Source organism: Pseudomonas sp. FH4 (assembly GCF_000510915.2).
Lineage (GTDB): Bacteria > Pseudomonadota > Gammaproteobacteria > Pseudomonadales > Pseudomonadaceae > Aquipseudomonas > Aquipseudomonas brenneri.
In genome coordinates this window covers 24,711-44,926 of the sequence record NZ_AOHN01000023.1, presented here as the reverse complement: position 1 = coordinate 44,926, position 20,216 = coordinate 24,711, and the positions used below count along the sequence as shown (strand labels likewise).

16 protein-coding genes are annotated in these 20,216 nt (G+C 62.4%); 12 read left to right on the top strand and 4 right to left on the bottom strand.

What is annotated here, in order from left to right:
- Positions 1-37: 37 nt before the first annotated feature.
- The 3 genes from H097_RS18265 to H097_RS18255 all read right to left on the bottom strand — a co-directional run bounded on the left by H097_RS18265 (position 38) and on the right by H097_RS18255 (position 4,606).
- Positions 38-1,027 carry a 2-hydroxyacid dehydrogenase gene (locus H097_RS18265; protein WP_032861533.1) on the bottom strand — a complete coding sequence of 330 codons (990 nt, stop codon included), beginning with the start codon at positions 1,025-1,027 and terminating at the stop codon, positions 38-40.
- Positions 1,028-1,063: 36 nt separating this feature from the next.
- Positions 1,064-3,817, bottom strand: coding sequence for a response regulator (locus H097_RS18260; protein ID WP_032861532.1), 2,754 nt, complete (start codon positions 3,815-3,817; stop codon positions 1,064-1,066).
- A 273-nt stretch (positions 3,818-4,090) separates the two neighbouring features.
- A complete protein-coding gene (locus H097_RS18255) occupies positions 4,091-4,606 on the bottom strand; it encodes a DUF2062 domain-containing protein (RefSeq protein WP_032861531.1) in 516 nt (171 codons plus the stop codon).
- A 135-nt stretch (positions 4,607-4,741) separates the two neighbouring features.
- Between H097_RS18255 and H097_RS18250 the strand changes: the two genes are divergently transcribed.
- The 12 genes from H097_RS18250 to H097_RS18195 all read left to right on the top strand — a co-directional run bounded on the left by H097_RS18250 (position 4,742) and on the right by H097_RS18195 (position 16,246).
- On the top strand, positions 4,742-6,997 hold the full coding sequence (locus H097_RS18250) for a DNA internalization-related competence protein ComEC/Rec2 (RefSeq protein ID WP_223232745.1): 2,256 nt from the start codon (positions 4,742-4,744) through the stop codon (positions 6,995-6,997).
- 75 nt (positions 6,998-7,072) lie between these two features.
- Positions 7,073-7,708, top strand: a complete 636-nt coding sequence (locus tag H097_RS18245; protein WP_029299724.1) for a MotA/TolQ/ExbB proton channel family protein — start codon at positions 7,073-7,075, stop codon at positions 7,706-7,708.
- A complete protein-coding gene (locus H097_RS18240; protein WP_032861529.1) occupies positions 7,705-8,133 on the top strand; it encodes a biopolymer transporter ExbD in 429 nt (142 codons plus the stop codon). The genes H097_RS18245 and H097_RS18240 overlap by 4 nt, the downstream gene beginning before the upstream one ends.
- The gene (gene lpxK / locus H097_RS18235; protein ID WP_032861526.1) at positions 8,133-9,143 is read left to right on the top strand and encodes a tetraacyldisaccharide 4'-kinase; all 1,011 of its coding nucleotides are present in this window, start codon (positions 8,133-8,135) and stop codon (positions 9,141-9,143) included. The genes H097_RS18240 and lpxK overlap by 1 nt, the downstream gene beginning before the upstream one ends.
- 24 nt (positions 9,144-9,167) lie before the next feature.
- Positions 9,168-9,353, top strand: coding sequence for a Trm112 family protein (locus H097_RS18230; protein ID WP_003174668.1), 186 nt, complete (start codon positions 9,168-9,170; stop codon positions 9,351-9,353).
- Positions 9,350-10,114, top strand: coding sequence for a 3-deoxy-manno-octulosonate cytidylyltransferase (kdsB, locus tag H097_RS18225; RefSeq protein ID WP_032861524.1), 765 nt, complete (start codon positions 9,350-9,352; stop codon positions 10,112-10,114). The genes H097_RS18230 and kdsB overlap by 4 nt, the downstream gene beginning before the upstream one ends.
- Positions 10,114-10,578, top strand: a complete 465-nt coding sequence (locus H097_RS18220; protein WP_032861522.1) for a low molecular weight protein-tyrosine-phosphatase — start codon at positions 10,114-10,116, stop codon at positions 10,576-10,578. Before kdsB ends, H097_RS18220 begins: the two co-directional genes overlap by 1 nt.
- A complete protein-coding gene (murB, locus tag H097_RS18215) occupies positions 10,575-11,594 on the top strand; it encodes a UDP-N-acetylmuramate dehydrogenase (RefSeq protein ID WP_032861521.1) in 1,020 nt (339 codons plus the stop codon). Before H097_RS18220 ends, murB begins: the two co-directional genes overlap by 4 nt.
- A 293-nt stretch (positions 11,595-11,887) precedes the next feature.
- Positions 11,888-12,358, top strand: coding sequence for a (2Fe-2S)-binding protein (locus H097_RS18210; protein WP_032861520.1), 471 nt, complete (start codon positions 11,888-11,890; stop codon positions 12,356-12,358).
- On the top strand, positions 12,355-14,676 hold the full coding sequence (locus tag H097_RS18205) for a xanthine dehydrogenase family protein molybdopterin-binding subunit (protein WP_032861519.1): 2,322 nt from the start codon (positions 12,355-12,357) through the stop codon (positions 14,674-14,676). The genes H097_RS18210 and H097_RS18205 overlap by 4 nt, the downstream gene beginning before the upstream one ends.
- Positions 14,676-15,662: an XdhC family protein gene (locus tag H097_RS18200; RefSeq protein ID WP_032861518.1), complete on the top strand. Its 987-nt coding sequence runs from the start codon at positions 14,676-14,678 to the stop codon at positions 15,660-15,662. Before H097_RS18205 ends, H097_RS18200 begins: the two co-directional genes overlap by 1 nt.
- Entirely contained in the window at positions 15,659-16,246 is a 588-nt protein-coding gene (locus tag H097_RS18195; RefSeq protein WP_032861516.1) for a nucleotidyltransferase family protein, read from the top strand. The genes H097_RS18200 and H097_RS18195 overlap by 4 nt, the downstream gene beginning before the upstream one ends.
- Positions 16,247-16,372: 126 nt before the next feature.
- Here the strand turns inward: H097_RS18195 and rne are convergent, their stop codons facing one another.
- On the bottom strand, positions 16,373-19,621 hold the full coding sequence (gene rne, locus H097_RS18190) for a ribonuclease E (RefSeq protein WP_032861515.1): 3,249 nt from the start codon (positions 19,619-19,621) through the stop codon (positions 16,373-16,375).
- Positions 19,622-20,216 lie beyond the last annotated feature (595 nt).

Genomic DNA, 20,216 nt, shown 5'->3' with positions numbered 1-20,216 from the left:
TCGCCTGCTCATCATGAGCCCGGTATGTGACCGCTGATCATCCGTGTACCAGGTTTTGTGGCTGGCCGTTGGCCCAGGCCTGGATATTGGCCAGGGTGGTCCCGGCAATCGCCGCCAGGGCTTCGCGCGTCAGGAACGCCTGATGCGCAGTGATGATCACGTTGGGGAAGGTCAGCAGGCGTGCCAGCACGTCGTCCTGCAAGGGCAGGTCCGAGCGGTCCTCAAAAAACAGCTGGGCTTCTTCCTCGTACACATCCAGGCCCAGGTAGCCCAATTGCCCGTCCTTGAGCGCTTCAATCAGTGCCGGCGTGTCCACCAGGCCGCCGCGCCCGGTATTGATCAGCATCGCACCCGGCTGCATATGGGCCAGGGATTGGGCATTGATCAAGTGCTTGCTGTCGGCGGTCAGCGGGCAGTGCAGGCTGATGATCTGCGCCTCGGCCAACAACTGGGGCAGGTCGACATAGCGCGCGCCGAGGGCTTCGACCTGCGGATTAGGGTAGGGGTCGTAGGCCAGCAACGTGCAGCCGAAACCCGCCATGATCTTGGCAAAGGTCGCGCCGATCTGCCCGGTGCCTACTACGCCAACGGTCTTGCCCACCAGGTCGAAGCCGGTCAGGCCGTGCAGGCTGAAGTCGCCGTCGCGGGTGCGGTTGTAGGCGCGGTGCAGGCGACGGTTGAGGGCCAATATCAGGGCCACGGCATGTTCGGCCACCGCATGGGGCGAGTACGCCGGCACCCGCACGATGGTCAGGCCCAGGCGCTTGGCGGCAGCCAGGTCCACATGGTTGTAGCCGGCCGAACGCAGGGCAATCAGGCGTGTGCCACCGGCGGTGAGGTGTTCGAGCACTGGGGTGCCGAGGTCGTCGTTGATAAAGGCACAGACCACTTCGTGCTTGTCGGCCAGGGCCACGGTATCGAGGTTCAGGCGTGCCGGTTGGAATTGCAGTTCCAGGCCGGCGGGCACGGGGGCGGCGAGGAAGCTGTCACGGTCATAGGTCTGGCTGCTGAATAGAATGATGCGCATTGGAGGGCTCCCTGCAAAATGGCGTGTTGTGCTGTGTCAGGCGTTGACCCGTGCCTCGCTGGCAAGGCGGGCAATGGCCATGTCCAGCTCATCGAGGGCGGCCATGGCCTTGGCGTCATCCTGCTTGAGCAAGGTTTCGGCCCGCTGGCAGGCGGCCCGGAGTTGCGGCACGCCGCAGTAGCGGGTAGCGCCGTGCAGGCGATGGACCCGTTCGATCAACGCGTTATTGTCGCAGGCTTCGCGGGCGATACAGACCGCCTCGCGGTCGGCTTCCAGGGAGGCCAACAGCATGGCCAGCATATCGGCGGCCAAGTCAGCCTTGCCGGCCGCCAGGCGCAGGCCTTCTTCATGGTCCAGCACCGGCAGTTGCGCGGCAGGGCCGTGGCCCTCGGCAGCGCGTTCCGGGCCTTGATTACGCAAGGCCAGGCCGGTCCATTTCAGTACCACCTGGGCCAGTTGCCGTTCGCTGATGGGTTTGGTCAGGTAGTCATCCATGCCGCTTTGCAGCAGGGCGCGCTTTTCATTGGCCATGGCATGGGCCGTCAGCGCGACGATAGGCAGCGGCGTACCGTGGCGCTCGCTTTCCCACTGACGAATCGCTTCGGTGCTCTGGCGCCCGTCCATGCCGGGCATCTGCACGTCCATCAACACCAGGTCGAAGGCTTCCTTCTTCACCGCTTCGATGGCGGTATAGCCGCTTTCCACGGCCTGGACCTTGGCGCCCATGTCTTCGAGCAGGGTCTGTACCAGCAACAGGTTGGCCGGGTTGTCGTCGACACACAACACCCGTGGCGCGCGGCTGGACAACGGCTCGCCCGGTTCGCTGCGCAATGGCCGAGGGCTGATCAGGTCGGACAGTGCCCGGCGCAATTTGCGGGTGCAGGCCGGCTTGGCCTGCAACTGGCTATTGGGGTTGGGCACCGACAGGTTGAACAGCATCTGTTCGGTGGTCGGGCACAGCACCAGGACTTTGCAACCCAGGTGTTCAAGGTCCCAGAGATGTTGGTTGAGGCGTTCCGGCGGAATATCGTTGGCGGTGATGCCCAGTACGGCCAGGTCGATGGCCTGCTCGGTCTGGTGCGCGCTGGTAATGCCGTTGGTCAGGTTCTCCAGGCTGTTGAACGGCGTGACTTCAAGGCCGCAGTCTTCCAACTGATGTTGCAGCGCCTGGCGCGCCAGCTCGTGATTCTCCAGCACGGCCACACGCCGGCCCAGCAGCGGCGGGGCCGGCAGGTCTTCGATATCGTCGCGGGTCTTCGGCAGGTTGAGGCTGATCCAGAATTCCGAACCTTGGCCTGGCGTGCTGTCGACGCCGATTTCGCCGCCCATCTGCTCGATCAGGCGCTTGGAAATCACCAGCCCCAGGCCCGTGCCGCCCGGTTGGCGTGACAGCGAGTTATCCGCCTGGCTGAAGGCCTGGAACAGCGCCCGCACATCCTGGTTGGACAGGCCGATGCCGGTGTCCTGCACACTGATGCGCAGTTGCACGCTGTCTTCCTGCTCGTCTTCGAGCATGGCCCGGGCAACGATGGTGCCTTCGCGGGTGAACTTAATGGCATTGCTGACCAGGTTGGTCAGGATCTGCTTGAGTCGCAGCGGGTCGCCTACCAGCGACAGCGGCGTATCGCGGTAGACCAGGCTCACCAGTTCCAGCTGTTTGGCGTGGGCGGCCGGGGCGAGGATGGTCAGGGTGTCTTGCAGCAAGTCGCGCAGGTTGAACGGAATATTGTCGAGTACCAGCTTGCCGGCTTCGATTTTCGAAAAGTCGAGAATTTCGTTGATGATGCCCAGCAGGTTGTCGGCGGACTTTTCGATGGTGCCCAGGTAATCCAACTGGCGGGGCGAGAGCTCGCTTTTCTGCAACAGGTGGGTGAAACCGAGGATGCCGTTGAGTGGCGTGCGGATTTCATGGCTCATATTGGCCAGGAATTCTGACTTGATGCGGCTGGCTTCCAAAGCCTCCTTGCGGGCCAGGTCCAGCTCGATGTTCTGGATCTCGATGGTTTCCAGGTTCTGGCGCACATCTTCGGTGGCCTGGTCGATGCTGTGTTGCAATTCTTCCTGGGCGTTTTGCAAGGTATCGGCCATGCGGTTGATGCCGGATGCCAACTGATCCAGCTCCTGGCTGCCCAGCGGTGGCAAACGGGTTTCCAGGTTGCCATCCTTGAGCTGTGCCACGGCTTGCTTGATCTGGCCGATGGGCGAGTTGATCGTGCGGCTAATGCGCAAGGCCAGGGCGGCGGTGCAGATCAGGCCGATGGCGATCAACAGCAAACTGGCAAACAGGCTGCGATAGCCGCGCAACAGCATGCCATTGTGGGACAACTCCAGCTCGACCCAGCCCAGCAGGCGATCGGCCTCATCGGGAATCAGCTCGCCGGCAAGGTTGCGATGGCGGCCGAACACCGGCAGCAGGTAGCGGGTGGCGTCATTGCCCGTGCGCTGCAACAGATGGGAGCTGTTGCCGATGGGCGATTGGTTGAGCATGGTCGGGCCAGCATGGGCCAGGGGCGAGCGGTCGGGCGCCAGGAAGGACACGGCGCGTACATCGACTTGCTCCAGGGACTGGGTGGCGATGCGTTCCAGCAGATCGGTGTTCTTGTTGCCCAGTGCCGGGGCTACCAGTGGCGCCAGTTGCTCGGCAATCATCTCGCCGCGATTGAGCAATTGGGTTTGCAGGTCCGAGAGCTGCATCCAGGTGAAATAACCGCCCAAAAGCAATGCCATCAGGCTGGTAGGCAACAAGGTCAGCAACAGTACGCGGCCTTTTATCCCCATTCTTCTAAGCACGCCACTCTCCCACTACCACACTGTTGTCGACATTCTACGCAGGCATCCGGCCCGCGCTACCTGCGCAGTGTAGCCATATGAGGGGTTTGGAATCTTGCAAAAGATGATTGAGGGGACGATGGCGGGATTATTGAGCTGCGGTAACGGCGGGTATCGGTTCCGCCCTGACAGCCGACCTTATCGTCGAAGCGTGCGCATACTCCTGTAGGAGCTGGCTTGCCGGCGATGGCGCCAGCCGGGACACCTCTGCTTCTAAACAGAGGAGGCCGCCTTCTACCGATTACGCTGCTGGCGCTTTTTCCACTGATGACCCACCCACCACCGCCAATAGAGCATGGTCAGGCAGTACGCCAGCGCGCCCAATACCAGGCCCATCACCACCGAACCCAGCAGGAACGGCTGCCACATGGTCGACAGTTGCCCACTGATCCATTCCCAAGTCAGCTCATCGGGCAGGGTGCGGGCCGGGATGTTCATCAGCCAGGTGCCGGTCATGTAGGTGCAGAAGAACACTACCGGCATGGTAATCGGGTTGGTCAGCCATACCAGGCTCACGGCGATGGGCATATTGCCGCGCACGGAGATGGCGAGCACGGCTGCCAGCAACATTTGCAAGGGAATGGGAATGAAAGCAGCAAACAGGCCGACAGCCATGGCCCGGGCAACGGAGTGCCGATTCAGGTGCCAGAGGTTCGGGTCATGGAGCAACTTGCCGAGAAAGCGTAAGGACTTGTGTTCCCTGATGCTGGTCGGATCGGGCATGTACCGTTTGAATAAGCGCCGTGGCATAAGGGGTCCAGGTCAGTTCGAGGGGCAAGTATGCCCGTATTCTACGAACGGGAAATTCAGACTTTGTGACAAAAAATAATAGTTCGCCCTGAACCGCTCGGCTAACACTCCTGGGTCACTTTCAAGGAATGGCCCATGCGTACAGGGATGTTTGCGCTGGCGTTGGGGCTGCTGGCGTTGCGCCTGCTGCCCGTCTTGCCGCCGGTCGGTTGGTTGCTGGTGTTGCCGGTGGTGGCGTTGATGCTGCTGCCGTTTCGTACTTATCCGCTGGCGTTTTTTCTACTGGGCTTGGCGTGGGCCTGTTTCAGTGCGCAACGGGCACTGGACGACCGGCTAACTGTCGCGCTGGATGGCCAGACCCGTTGGCTGGAAGGGCGCGTCAGTGGGCTGCCGCAACAGGGCAATGGGGTCGTGCGGTTTGAGCTGAGCGACAGCCGGTCACGCCAGGACCGGCTACCTCAACGCATCCGCGTGAGCTGGCAGGGCGGCCCGCCAGTACACAGCGGTGAGCGCTGGCGTTTGGCCGTCACCCTCAAGCGTCCGTCTGGCCTGCTGAATTTCCATGGATTCGACCAGGAAGCCTGGCTATTGGCCCAGCGTGTGGGCGCGACCGGCTCGGTCAAGGATGGCCAACGCCTGGCGCCTGCCCGACAGGCCTGGCGCGACGGGATCCGCCAGCAGCTACTGGCGGTCGATGCCCAGGGTCGTGAAGCCGGGCTGGCCGCATTGGTACTGGGTGACGGCTCCGGCTTGGCCGCCGAGGACTGGCGCATTTTGCAGGGCACCGGCACCGTACATTTATTGGTCATCTCTGGCCAACACATCGGCCTGTTGTCGGGGTTGATCTATGCACTGGTGGCCGGGTTGGCGCGCTATGGCTGCTGGCCCAGACGCTTGCCCTGGCTGCCTTGGGCCTGCGGCCTGGCATTTGCCGCGGCGCTGGCTTATGGCTTGCTGGCCGGTTTTGAGGTGCCGGTGCAGCGGGCCTGTGTGATGGTCGGGCTGGTGTTGCTGTGGCGCCTGCGGTTTCGCCATCTGGGGATCTGGTGGCCGCTGCTGCTGGCCCTGAATGCGGTGTTGATCCTTGAACCCTTGGCCAGTCTGCAACCGGGTTTCTGGCTGTCATTTGCCGCCGTGGCCGTGTTGGTGCTGGCCTTCAGCGGCCGCTTGGGCCCCTGGCGTATGTGGCAGGCCTGGACCCGCGCCCAATGGCTGATCGCTATTGGGCTGTTTCCGTTACTACTGATCCTCGGTTTACCGATCAGCTTGAGTGCACCTCTGGCCAATTTGTTTGCGGTGCCGTGGATCAGCCTGCTGGTGCTGCCGCTGGCGTTGGCGGGCACGTTGTTGCTGGCGGTGCCAGGGCTGGGCAGTGGCTTGCTGTGGCTGGCGGGCGGGGCGCTGGATTGGCTGTTCAAGGCCCTGGCCTTGCTGGCCGGACAGGTGCCAGTGTGGATGCCTGCCGAGGTGCCCGTCGGTTACTGGCTACTGAGCCTGCTGGGGGCGCTGCTGTTATTGATGCCCAAGGGCATTCCTTTTCGTCTGCTGGGGTGGCCCCTGTTGCTGCTGGCGGTGTTCCCGCCCCGTGAATCGATCCCTCTGGGCCAGGTGGCAGTGGAGCAACTGGATGTCGGCCAGGGCCTGGCTGTGGTGTTACGTACCCGTCACCACACGCTGTTGTATGACGCCGGGCCGCGCTTCGGGGATTTTGATATCGGCGCGCGCGTGGTACTGCCGACACTGCGCAAACTGGGAGTTACTCAACTGGACCTGATGCTGCTCAGCCACGCCGACGCGGATCATGCCGGTGGCGCGGCGGCGGTAGCGCGCGGGTTGCCGGTCAAGCGGGTGGTGGGTGGGGAAACCCAGGGGCTGCCGGCATCCCTCGGCGCCCTGGCCTGTGTCAGTGGCGAGCGCTGGGAGTGGGATGGCGTGGTGTTTCAGTTATGGCAATGGGCCGATGCCCGCAACGGCAATGCGAAGTCGTGCGTGCTACAGGTCCAGGCCAGTGGCGAACGGCTACTGCTGACCGGCGATATTGACCGCGAGGCCGAACGGGCCTTGCTCACCACGCCATTGGCGGTGCCCACGGATTGGCTGCAAGTGCCCCATCATGGCAGCCGCAGTTCCTCGTCATGGCCGTTTGTCCAGCAGTTGGCGCCCAAGGCCGTGCTGATCTCCCGGGGGCGCGGCAATGGCTTTGGCCATCCGCACCCGCAAGTGCTGGCGCGTTATCAGCATTTTGGCAGCGCTATTTATGACAGCGCTGAACAGGGCGCCATACGTCTGCGCCTGGGGGCATTCCAGGCCCCGGTGATGGCGCGCAGCCAGCGCCGTTTCTGGCGCACGCCAGCAATTGACGCTTACCAAAGGCCGGTACCTGCGACATGATGGCTGTCGGCGGGCAGGCCCTTCCTCGCCAGCCTATATGCTAAAGTGGCGCACTTTTTCGAGGGGGCATTCACTGTGTGGGAATTGGTCAAATCCGGCGGCTGGATGATGTTGCCGATCATTCTGAGCTCCATCGCCGCACTCGGCATCGTTGCCGAACGCCTGTGGACCCTGCGCGCCAGCCGTGTGACCCCTGATCATCTGCTGGGGCAGGTCTGGCGCTGGATCAAGGACAAGCAACTGGACAAGGAGAAACTCAAGGAGCTGCGGGCCAATTCGCCCCTTGGGGAGATCCTCGCTGCCGGCCTTGCCAACTCCAAGCATGGTCGCGAGATCATGAAGGAATGCATTGAAGAAGCCGCCGCCCGAGTGATCCACGAGCTGGAGCGCTATATCAATGCCCTGGGCACCATCGCGGCAATGGCACCGTTGCTCGGCCTGCTCGGCACCGTGCTGGGCATGATCGATATCTTCAGCGCCTTCACCGGTTCCGGCATGACCACTAACGCCTCGGTGTTGGCCGGAGGGATTTCCAAGGCCCTGATCACCACGGCGGCGGGCCTGATGGTGGGGATCCCGGCGGTATTCTTCCACCGTTTCCTGCAGCGCCGTATCGATGAGTTGGTGGTGGGCATGGAGCAGGAAGCCATCAAGCTGGTGGAAGTGGTCCAGGGCGACCGTGATGTCGATCTGGTCGAGGGCAAAGCGTGAAGTTTCGCCGCAAGCCCCGGGAAAGCGTCGATATCAACCTGGCGTCATTGATCGATGTGGTGTTCATCCTGTTGCTGTTTTTTGTCGTCACCACCACCTTTACCCGGGAAACCCAACTGCGGGTCGAACTGCCGGAAGCCGTCAGCGGCTCGCCGGCCGAGGACCAGCAGCTCAAGCAACTGGACATCACCATCAGCGCCGAAGGGGTGTTTTCAGTGAACAACCAGTTGCTGGAGAAAAACGACGTGGCCAGCGTGATGGATGCGCTGCAGAAGGAGTCTGGCGGTGATACGCAAATGCCGCTGTCCATCAGCGCCGATGGCAAGACCCCGCACCAGGCCGTGATCACCGCGATGGATGCTGCCGGCAAGCTCGGTTTCAGCCATTTGCGCATGACCACCGTCGAGGCGGCGGGGCAGCCCTGATGGCCTTGTCCGATCGTTTGCTCAAGGCCTGGTACGACGGCCATCCGGCGCTCAAGCTCCTGCAACCGCTGGAGGCACTCTATCGCCGGGTGGTAACACGCAAGCGCGAGCGTTTCCTGGCGGGAGAAGGGACGATCTACCAATCACCGGTGCCCATCGTTGTCGTCGGCAATATCACCGTGGGCGGCACGGGCAAGACGCCGTTGATCCTGTGGTTGATCGACCATTGCCAGCGCAGCGGCCTGCGGGTCGGCGTCGTCAGCCGTGGCTACGGGGCCAGTCCGCCGCAGTTGCCATGGCGGGTGCAAACCAGCGATAGCGCCCAGGTGGCCGGTGACGAACCCTTGTTGATTGTGCAGCGCAGCGGCGTCCCCCTGATGATCGACCCTGATCGTAGCCGTGCGGTGCAGGCACTGTTGGCCAGCGAAACCCTGGACCTGATCCTGTCCGACGACGGCTTGCAACATTATCGCCTGGCCCGTGACCTTGAACTGGTGCTGATCGACAACGCCCGTGGCCTGGGCAATCGCCGTTGCCTGCCCGCCGGGCCGCTGCGCGAGCCGGTCGAGCGCCTGCAAAGTGTCGATGCCGTGTTGTACAACGGTGCCGGAGCCGACCGCGAGGATGGCTTCGCCTTCCGTCTTTTACCGACCACGCTGGTCAACCTGTCAACCGGCGAGCGCCAGCCGCTGGACCATTTTCCCGTGGGGCAGCAGGTGCATGCGGTCGCCGGCATCGGCAACCCGCAACGTTTCTTCAATACCCTTGAAACGCTACACTGGCTGCCAATACCCCATGCGTTTGCCGACCATGCACCCTACAGTGCAGAGGTCCTGAATTTCACGCCGTCACTGCCGCTGGTCATGACCGAAAAGGACGCGGTGAAGTGCCGCGCCTTTGCCCAGGCACACTGGTGGTACCTTGCAGTCGATGCGGCACCGTCACCGGCGTTTATCGCCTGGTTCGACACGCAGTTGATGCGCCTGTTGCCGGCTCGCCTTTTGCCTTAAACCGCTTTTATCCAGGAAATCCTCATGGACACCAAACTGCTCGATATCCTCGCTTGCCCGATCTGCAAAGGCCCGCTCAAGCTCAGCGCTGACAAGACCGAACTGATCAGCAAAGGCGCCGGCCTGGCGTACCCGATCCGCGACGGCATCCCGGTGATGCTGGAAAGCGAAGCCCGTACCCTGACCACCGACGAGCGCCTGGATAAATGACCACTGCCTTCACTGTTGTCATTCCATCGCGCTACGCCTCCACCCGCCTGCCCGGCAAACCGCTGCAAATGATCGGCGACAAGCCGATGATCCAGTTGGTCTGGGAGCAGGCCTGCAAAAGCAGCGCCCAGCGCGTGGTGGTGGCCACTGATGACCTGCGGATCATCGAGGCCTGCAAGGGGTTTGGCGCCGAAGCGGTGCTGACCCGTGAAGATCACAACTCCGGCACCGACCGCCTGGCCGAAGTCGCCACGCACCTGGGCCTGGCGCCGGACGCCATTGTGGTCAACGTGCAAGGCGACGAGCCGCTGATTCCGCCGAGTGTCATCGATCAGGTCGCCGCCAACCTGGCCGCCCATCCTGAAGCACGCATGGCGACCCTGGCCGAACCGATCGAAGACATCCAGACCCTGTTCAATCCGAACGTGGTGAAGGTGGTCAGCGACATCAATGGCCTGGCCCTGACGTTCAGCCGTTCGACCCTGCCCTGGGCGCGCGATGAATTCGCCAAGCAGCGTGACGTATTGCCGGCCGGCGTGCCGTATCGCCGCCATATCGGCATTTACGCCTACCGCGCCGGCTTCCTGCATGATTTCGTCAGCTGGGGCCCGTGCTGGCTGGAGAACACCGAGGCCCTGGAGCAACTGCGGGCCCTGTGGCATGGCGTGCGGATTCATGTCGACGATGCCATGCAAGCCCCACCAGCCGGCGTCGATACCCAGGAAGACCTTGAGCGCGTACGCCGGTTGCTGGGGGTTTGATGGAAGTCCTGTTTGTGTGCCTGGGCAATATCTGCCGCTCGCCCACCGCCGAAGGCGTCCTGCGCCATAAATTGCGGGCCGCCGGGTTGGCGGATCGGGTCGAGGTGGCCTCGGCCGGTACCGGCGAATGGCATATCGGCAAGGCACCGGACAAGCGCAGCCAGCAGGCAGCATTGCGTCGCGGCTACGACTTGTCGGCCCAGCGTGCGCAGCAGGTGTCGCGTGCCGACTTTGCACGCTACGACCTGATCCTGGCCATGGACCAGAGCAACCTGCGTAACCTCAAGGCCATGCAACCGGCCAAGGGCAAGGCAGAGTTGGACCTGTTCCTGCGCCGCTACGATTCGGCGGTGGATGAAGTGCCGGATCCGTATTACGACGGCGAGCAAGGTTTCGAACAGGTCCTGGACCTGATCGAGGCCGCTTGTGATTTGCTGGTGATCGAATTGAAGGGGCGTTTATGAGCCTGGATGTACAGCCCCAGGTTTCCCTGAAGGCCTTCAACAGTTTTGGTATCGATGTGCGAGCGCAGTTGTTCGCCGAAGCCCATAGCGACGCAGATGTGCGCGAGGCCCTGGCCTATGCAGCCGCACAACAGCTGCCGTTGCTGGTGATCGGGGGCGGTAGCAACCTGCTGCTGACCCAGGATATCGCGGCGCTGGTGTTGCGCATGGCGACCCGTGGGATTCGGGTCCTGCACGATGATGGCCAGCAGGTTGTGGTGGAGGCTGAAGCGGGCGAAGCCTGGCATCCTTTTGTGCTGTGGACCCTTGAGCAAGGGTTCTCTGGCCTGGAAAACCTCAGCCTGATTCCCGGTACCGTCGGTGCCGCGCCGATGCAGAACATCGGTGCCTACGGGGTCGAGATCAAGGATGTGTTCGCCGGCCTGACCGCCCTCGACCGCCAGACCGGCGAGCTGCGGGATTTCAGCCTGCAAGAATGCAACTTCGCCTACCGTGACAGCCTGTTCAAGCACGAAGTGGGACGCTGGCTGATCCTGCGGGTGCGCTTTGCCCTGAACCGTGTCGCGCACCTCAAGTTGGGTTATGGCCCGGTGCAGCAACGCCTGGCCGAACAAGGCATCACCCAGGCGACGCCGAGCGATGTCAGCCGGGCCATTTGCAGCATCCGCAGTGAAAAGCTGCCCGACCCTGCGGTCTTGGGCAATGCCGGCAGTTTCTTCAAGAACCCGCTGGTATCCCAGGTGCTGGCTGCGCAATTGCAGCTGCAATATCCCGATCTGGTGGCCTATCCCCAGGCTGATGGCCAAGTGAAACTGGCGGCGGGCTGGTTGATTGACAAGGCTGGCTGGAAGGGCTTTCGTGACGGCGATGCCGGCGTACACCGCTTACAGGCGCTGGTGCTGGTCAATTATGGCGCGGCCACGGGCCTGGAAATTTCGAGCCTGGCGCAACGTATCCAGCGCGATATCGCCGAGCGCTTCCAGGTCGATCTGGAAATGGAGCCCAATCGTTATTGAGCTACGCTTCTAGCGTGTTGAACAAAGCCCTGCATTGCAGGGCTTTTTTGTTAATGCTGGGTTAACTTAGCAGGCTAACGATGCCTGTTTATTGTTCGATCGATGCTGTTTATCAAAGGCCCGGTGAAAGGCTGGTGTTGTTCGCGTAGGGAATTGTAGGCACATTCCCTGACGCAAAACCTGTCTTCACAAGAGAGCCCGATTAGCCTGAGCCATCTGCGTGAACCGACTCCGCTTCCTTAAAAGCGGCAGATAGCTCGACCCCATAATCCAATCACTATGCGGGCGTGCCCATGATTACTCTCAAGCTCAACGGTCAAGATCATCCACTGGACGCCACCGAGGACATGCCCCTGCTGTGGGCGATCCGTGACGTGGCGGGTTACAACGGTACCAAGTTCGGTTGTGGCATGGGCTTGTGCGGCGCCTGCACCATCCATATCGATGGGGCGCCGGCACGCAGTTGCATCACGCCCATTGGCTCGGTCAAGGGGCAGAACGTCAGCACTATCGACAACCTGCACAATGATCCAGTCGGTCAAGTGGTGCAGCAGGCGTGGCTGGACACGGCGGTGGCCCAATGCGGTTACTGCCAGGGCGGGCAGATCATGTCGGCCACCGCGCTGCTGAAAACCAACCCCAACCCCAGTGATGCGCAGATTGAAGAGGCGATGGTCGGCAATATCTGCCGTTGTGGCACCTACAATCGGATCAAGACCGCGATCCGCCAGGCTGCCACCCACCTGCAGGAGGCCAAGGCATGAGCCAGTTGCCTGCTGATTTCGTCCTGAACAACCTCAGCCGTCGCGGCTTTCTCAAGGGTGTTGGCGCGACCGGCGCCCTGGTAGTGGCTGCCAGTTGGGGCTTGCCCGATGCCTTTGCCGAAGAAGTGAAGAAGTACGGCGCCCAAGCCATGCCCAATGGCGTGATCGACGACCCCAAGGTCTACGTCAGTATTGCCGCCGACGGCAGCGTGACCGTGGTCTGCAACCGCTCGGAGATGGGCCAGGGCGTGCGCACCAGCCTGGCCATGGTGGTGGCCGACGAACTGGAAGCCGACTGGGCCAGGGTCAAAGTCGAACAGGCGCCCGGTGACGAAGTGCGCTTTGGGAACCAGGACACTGATGGCTCGCGCAGCATGCGCCATTGGTACGAGCCAATGCGTCGTTGCGGTGCTGCCGCGCGGACCATGCTGGAACAGGCGGCCGCCGAGCAGTGGAAAGTCCCGCTGGGTGAGTGCCGTGCACAGCTGCATAAAGTGATTCACCAGCCCAGCGGTCGTGAACTGGGCTATGGCGCCCTGGCCGCTGCCGCCGCAGCACTGGCAGTACCGGCGCGGGACAGCCTGCGGCTCAAGCAACCGTCGGAGTTTCGTTATATCGGCAAAGAAGCGAGCAAGGCTATCGACGGTGTCGATATCGTCAACGGTCGGGCGGTGTACGGCGCCGATGTGCATTTTGACGGCATGCTGTTCGCCACTGTCGCGCGGCCCAAGGTGTATGGCGGCAAGGTCAAATCATTTGATGCCAGCGCGGCGCTGAAAGTGCCGGGTGTGATCAAGGTCCTGGAGATCGAGAGCCGCCCCATACCCTCGGAGTTCCAGCCATTGGGCGGCGTGGCGGTGGTCGCCAGCAACACCTGGGCGGCAATCAAGGGGCGTGAGGCGCTGCAGATTGTCTGGGACGACGGCGCCAATGCCGGCTACAACTCCACCGACTATCGCAAGACTCTGGAGGCCGCCGCCCTCAAACCCGGCAAAGTGGTGCGCAATACCGGCAGTATCGACCAGGCCCTGAGCGATGCCGACAGCACTTTCGACGCGGCGTATTACTTGCCACACCTGGCGCAGTCGCCGATGGAGCCGATGGTGGCGGTGGCCCGTTATCAGGACGGGCAATGCGAGGCCTGGGCGCCGAGCCAGGCACCGCAGGTCACGCGGGAGCGGGTCGCCGAGCGCCTTGGCCTGCCGTTCGACAACGTCACAATCCACGTCACCCTGTTGGGCGGTGGTTTTGGACGCAAATCGAAACCGGACTTTATCGTCGAAGCCGCGATCCTGGCCAAGGAGTTCCCCGGCAAGGCCGTGCGCGTGCAGTGGACCCGTGAAGACGATATCCACAACTCCTACTTTCATACCGTGTCCGCCGAGTATCTCAAGGCCGGCCTGAACAAGGATGGCCTGCCGTCGGGCTGGTTGCATCGCACCGTGGCCCCGAGCATCACCGCGTTGTTTGCGCCGGGCATGAACCACGAGGCCGCATTTGAACTGGGCATGGGCTTTACCAACATGGCCTACGCCATCCCCAACGTGCGCCTGGAAAACCCCGAGGCCGCCGCCCACACCCGCGTGGGTTGGTACCGCTCGGTGTCAAACATCCCCCATGGTTTTGCGATTCAGAGCTTTGTCGATGAATTGGCCCACAAGGCCGGCCAGGATCCGCTGAAGTACCAACTCAAACTGCTGGGCCCGGACCGTCAGATTGATCCGCGAACCTTGAGTGAAGAGTGGAACTACGGCGAGTCGCCCGAGCGCTATCCGATCGACACCGCTCGTATGCGTGGCGTATTGGAAACCGCGGCCAAGGCTGCTGGCTGGGGTCGTACATTGCCCAAGGGGCGTGGCCTGGGGTTGGCGGTGCATTACAGTTTCGTCACTTATGTGGCGGCGGTGATTGAGGTGGAGGTCAAGGATGACGGCACGCTGATCGTACACAAGGCCGATATTGCCGTGGACTGCGGCCCGCAGATCAACCCGGAGCGCATTCGCTCGCAGTTCGAGGGCGCCTGCGTCATGGGCCTGGGCAACGCGGTGCTGGGGGAAATCAGCTTCAAGGATGGCAAGGTCCAGCAGGACAACTTCCATATGTATGAAGTGGCGCGCATGTCCCTGGCGCCCAGGGAAATTGCCATTCATTTGGTCACGCCCAAGGGCGAGGTGCCTCTGGGCGGCGTCGGTGAGCCGGGCGTGCCGCCGATTGCGCCAGCACTGTGCAATGCGATTTTTGCGGCGACTGGCAAGCGCATCCGCAGCTTGCCGGTGCGTTATCAGTTGCAGGGCTGGCAGCAGGAGGCGAAGGCCTGATGGACAGCGTTGATCTGAATGTCTTGCGCAGCGTGCTGGAGTGGCGCCGCGCAGGGCACCGGGTGGTGCTGTACAGCGTGGTCCAGACCTGGGGCAGCGCACCACGGCCGCCGGGGGCGATGCTGGCCCTGCGCGGCGATGGCGTGGTGATCGGCTCGGTGTCCGGTGGTTGCATCGAGGACGATCTGATCGCCCGTCTGTACGATGGCCGGTTGCTCGACGATGGACCACCGGTGCAACTGGTGACCTATGGCGTTACCCGGGATGAAGCCGCGCGCTTTGGCCTGCCGTGCGGCGGCACCTTGCGCCTGACGCAGGAGCGGGTCGGTGATCCTGCGTGGGTCGCCGAGTTGCTGGCGCGTTGTGAGGCCCATGAAATTGTTGCGCGGGAGTTGGATTTGGCGACGGGCTCCGTGTGTTTAAGCGCGGCGAACAAGTCTGACATTGTCACGTTTGATGGTGAGCGCTTACGGGCCATTTATGGTCCGCGCTGGCGCCTGCTGTTGATCGGCGCGGGACAGTTGTCGCGCTATGTGGCAGAAATGGCGCGCCTACTGGACTTTGAAGTGTTGATCTGCGACCCGCGCCAGGAGTTTGTCCATGGCTGGGAAGAGCAGCATGGACGCTTTGTGCCGGGAATGCCCGATGAGGCCGTGCTCACTATCCAGACGGACGAGCGCACGGCCATTGTTGCCCTGACCCACGATCCGCGCCTGGACGATATGGCGTTGTTGACCGCATTGAACTCCCGGGCGTTCTACATCGGTGCCCTGGGTTCACGGGTCAATAGCCGCAAGCGCCGGGAGAACCTGGCGGTGTTGGGGGTGGGGGCCGAGGCGATTGCGCGGCTGCATGGCCCGATTGGCATTCATATCGGCAGTCATACGCCGGCAGAGATTGCCTTGTCGCTGATGGCGCATATCGTCGCGGTCAAGAACGGTGTGGAGCTGTTACAGAAGAACCCCGTACGGGAGGCGGTCAGTTGACGAGCGCGATCACTGCGATCGTCCTCGCGGCGGGGCAGGGCAGTCGTTTCCGTGCGCAAAATGGCCAGGACAAGCTATTGGCCCCTTGTGTGGGGCGTGATGGGGTGATGCGACCGGTCTTCGAGCAGGTATTGGTCAATTTACCGGCCAGTATCTCCCGGCGTTGGGTCGTCACGTCGCCTGGGCGCAGCGAGGTCATTCGTCTGGCCAGGGATTATGGATGCGAAGTACTGCTTCTGGATGCTGCGGGTATGGGCGACAGCCTTGCAGCGGCAGTGGCGGCCAGTGGCCCAAGTGCCGGTTGGCTGGTGGTGCTGGGGGATATGCCGTTTATTCAGTCGTCGAGCATTGAGCGGGTGATAGAACGCGTGGAGGGCATCAGTGTGCCGGTACATGCTGGGCAGTATGGCCATCCCGTTGCGTTTGGCCGGGCTCTAGGGCCCGCCTTGATGGAACTGACTGGGGACCGTGGCGCCAAGCCCCTGTTTGCCCAGGCTGATGTGCGGGAAGTGCCGGTGGATGATCCCGGGGTGTTGTGGGATGTGGATGTACCGCAAATGCTCAAGTTCCCACAACCCCTATAGGAGCCCATCCCTCTCTACCGCCATCGCAGGCAAGCCAGCTCCCACTTTTGATTGTTGTAGCTGCATGGAACGCATAAAAAAGCCCCGCCTGATTGCTCAGGCGGGGCTTTTTAGTTGCCGTTGGAATCAGGCGAGGGGTTTAGGCTCGTGCTCTTCTTCCAGGGCTTTTGGGTTGTGCTCTACCACTTCCTCAACGGAACGCAGGTTCTCGTCGATGGCTGGGGCCGCGTGCTCAACTTCTGCTTCGATCGCCGGTGCTTCGACAACCTCGGCAACCACCGGTGCGGCTTCGACTACGGCCGGAGCCGCCGCCGCTGCTTCTTCGGCTTCTTTCTGCAGACGCTCGGCTTCACGCTTGCGGCGACGCACTTCACGCGGGTCGTTCGGCGCACGGCCGTTTTCGGTCAGGGCGCTGGCCGGGGCTTCAACCACCGGGGCGGCCACTTCGGCAACCACTGGTGCTTCCACGACCACCGGGGCAGGTTCTGCAACCACAACCGGTTCTACTGCAACCACGACGGCTTCGGCGATCACCACTTCAGCGACCGGTGCAGGCGCTTCTTCTACCGGCGCTTGCGCGGGTGCTGGTTCGGCAGTCCACTGGAAGGCGGTCTGTTCTTCGCGAACTTCACGCACTTGTGGGGTTGGCTCGGCGGCTGGCGTTTCGACTGGCGCTTCGACAACGGCTTCAACCACAGGCTGTGGCTCAACCACGTCCGCAGGTGCAGCAACTGCTTGCGCTTCAGGCTGGGCTTCGCGAACCGGTGCAACTTCCACTTCTGGAGCAGCAGGTGTTTCGACCACGGTGGTGGCTTCGACAGCGGGTGCTTCAACGACGGCAGTTTCCTGCACGGCAGCGGTGGCACGTTCGGCCTGCTGGTTGGCTTCGGCTTCGGCAGGGGCGCTGATGACCGCGCTGGCAACGGCAGCGGTCACGGCCAGGCCAGCAGCCAGTTCGGTGCTGGTTGGCTCGTTGTTGGCGGTTTCTTCAGTGGCTTCGCCGGTCTCTTCCGAGCCTTCGATCACATTGCCGTTGGCGTCACGCTGACGCTCACGACGGTTGCTGCGACGACGCTGGCCACGGGAGCGGCGGCGTGGACGATCGCCTTCGGCGTTGTCCTGGCCATCTTCCTGTTGCTGCTCTTCGTTGGTCAGCAGTTCTTCTTCGCTGGCGGCAACGGCCTGCTCGGCGCGTGGTTGACGCTCTTCACGCGGTGGGCGTGGGGCGCGTTCCTCGCGCGGCTGGCGGGCCGGGCGTTCTTCAGTAGCGGCATCAACGGCAGCGGCGGCAACCGCCGGGACGGCGTCCAATGGCTCGCGCAGTTCACGTACACGTTCTTCACGCTCGCCACGCGGCTTGCGATCTTCACGCGGGGCGCGAGGTGCGCGCGGTGCACGTTCTTCACGTGGTGCGCGCTCTTCACGCGGAGCACGTTCTTCACGGGCTACGGCCGGGGTTTCTTCACGGGCTTCGCGCGGTTGGCGCTCTTCGCGTGGTGCGCGTTCTTCACGCGGTGCACGCTCTTCGCGAGGCTTGCGCTCTTCATCACGGCGACCGTTGCGGTTACGGCTCTGCTGGCGACCGTTGCGACGCTCTTCATTGCGTGCAGGACGTTCAGCGGCAGGCTTCTCGACCACGGCAGGAGCTACCGGCTCTTCCTTGGTGGCGAACAGGCTGACCAGCGACTTCACCAGGCCCTTGAACAGGCTTGGCTCCGGCAGGGAGGCAGGAGCGGCAACCGGGGCTGCGGCTTCAGTCGGTACCGGTGCGTTGGCACGGGCCGGTGCGGTCTTGACGGCAGCTTCCTGGCGAACCAGGGTGCGGGTCGCGGCGGCTGGCTGGACTTCTTCGACTTCGGCAGCAGCAGCGGCGATTTCGTAGCTGGACTGGCCGCTGTGGGCTTCCGGGCTGTCATCACGCAGGCGTTGCACTTCGAAGTGCGGCGTTTCGAGATGATCGTTCGGCAGGATCACGATGCGGGCACGGGTGCGCAGTTCGATCTTGGTGATCGAGTTGCGTTTCTCGTTGAGCAGGAAGGCTGCAACCGGGATTGGCACTTGCGCGCGGACTTCGGCGGTGCGGTCTTTCAGGGCTTCTTCTTCGATCAGGCGCAGGATCGCCAGGGACAGCGATTCAACATCACGGATGATGCCGGTGCCATTGCAACGCGGGCAGACGATGCCGCTGCTTTCGCCCAGGGACGGACGCAGGCGCTGACGGGACATTTCCAGCAGGCCGAAGCGCGAGATGCGGCCGACTTGCACGCGGGCACGGTCGGCTTCCAGGCATTCGCGGACTTTTTCTTCCACGGCGCGCTGGTTCTTGGCAGGCGTCATGTCGATGAAGTCGATCACGATCAGGCCGCCGATATCACGCAGGCGCAGTTGGCGGGCGATTTCTTCAGCTGCTTCCAGGTTGGTCTGCAGGGCGGTTTCTTCGATGTCGCTGCCTTTGGTAGCGCGCGCCGAGTTGATGTCGATGGACACCAGGGCTTCGGTCGGATCGATGACGATGGAGCCACCGGAAGGCAGTTCGACCACGCGCTGGAAGGCGGTTTCGATCTGGCTTTCGATCTGGAAACGGTTGAACAGCGGCACGCTGTCTTCGTACAGCTTGATCTTGCTGGCGTACTGCGGCATCACCTGGCGGATGAAGGTCAGGGCTTCGTCCTGGGCTTCAACGCTGTCGATCAGCACTTCGCCGATGTCCTGGCGCAGGTAGTCGCGGATGGCGCGGATGATCACGTTGCTTTCCTGATAGATCAGGAATGGCGCGGAGCGGTCCAGGGATGCTTCTTTAATAGCAGTCCACAGTTGCAGCAGGTAGTCGAGGTCCCACTGCATTTCTTCGCTGCTGCGGCCAAGGCCGGCAGTGCGCACGATCAGACCCATGTCGGCCGGGGCGATCAGGCCGTTCAGCGCTTCACGCAGTTCGTTGCGCTCTTCGCCTTCGATACGACGGGAGATGCCGCCGGCACGCGGGTTGTTCGGCATCAGGACCAGGTAACGGCCAGCCAGGCTGATGAAGGTGGTCAGGGCTGCGCCCTTGTTGCCACGTTCTTCTTTTTCGACCTGGACGATGACTTCCTGGCCTTCGCTCAGGACGTCCTTGATGTTCACGCGGCCTTCAGGGGCTTTCTTGAAGTATTCGCGGGAGATTTCCTTGAGGGGCAGGAAGCCATGGCGCTCAGAGCCAAAATCGACAAAGGCAGCCTCAAGGCTCGGCTCGATACGAGTAATCCGGCCTTTATAGATGTTGGCCTTCTTCTGCTCGCGTGCACCGGACTCGATGTCCAGGTCGTAGAGGCGTTGGCCATCTACCAGTGCAACACGCAACTCTTCGGGTTGAGTTGCGTTAATCAGCATTCTTTTCATGTTGTACCGTCGGTTTCCGGGCTGCCGGAAACGGCGTTCGGCACACACGACTTCTCACGGTCGGTGTCAGGTGCGTCAAGAGTGGTTGGCCACTCCAGTGTCCAGCAATACCGGCCAATTGGGCTGGTATCGCGACTTACGCGTCCTGCTTGCTGTGGTGACTTAATAAGCACTCAGTCAGGAGGAGGAATCAACCGGCGACTGTGGACGAGATGAAGCGTCTAAATATAAGCCTAGTGCTACACAGTCCGACGGTTGTGCATCTCCACCCTACACGTATCCCTGATAATTCGGGTGCTGCCGCGCGCAGAATCCGCAGCGGGTTGGCATTTACCGTGTTCTCCAATGGGGAGTTCACGCTCATGGCTAATAACAGGCGTTGTTTCCGAAGCATTCGCCGTGGTCTGGTACAAGACTGACTGCACTTTGTGAACTGGCCGTAAATATCGGCGCAAGAGACGAGTAATCACTCTGTTTCCTGCACTCGCTTCAGGCCTCATGTCACCTGCGCTTGTTACAATCTTGAGCCTTCCAGTGTGGCAAGAGCCCCGTAGGACGGCCTCGCGTCCTGATGAATTGCGATGGTCAGGGGCGG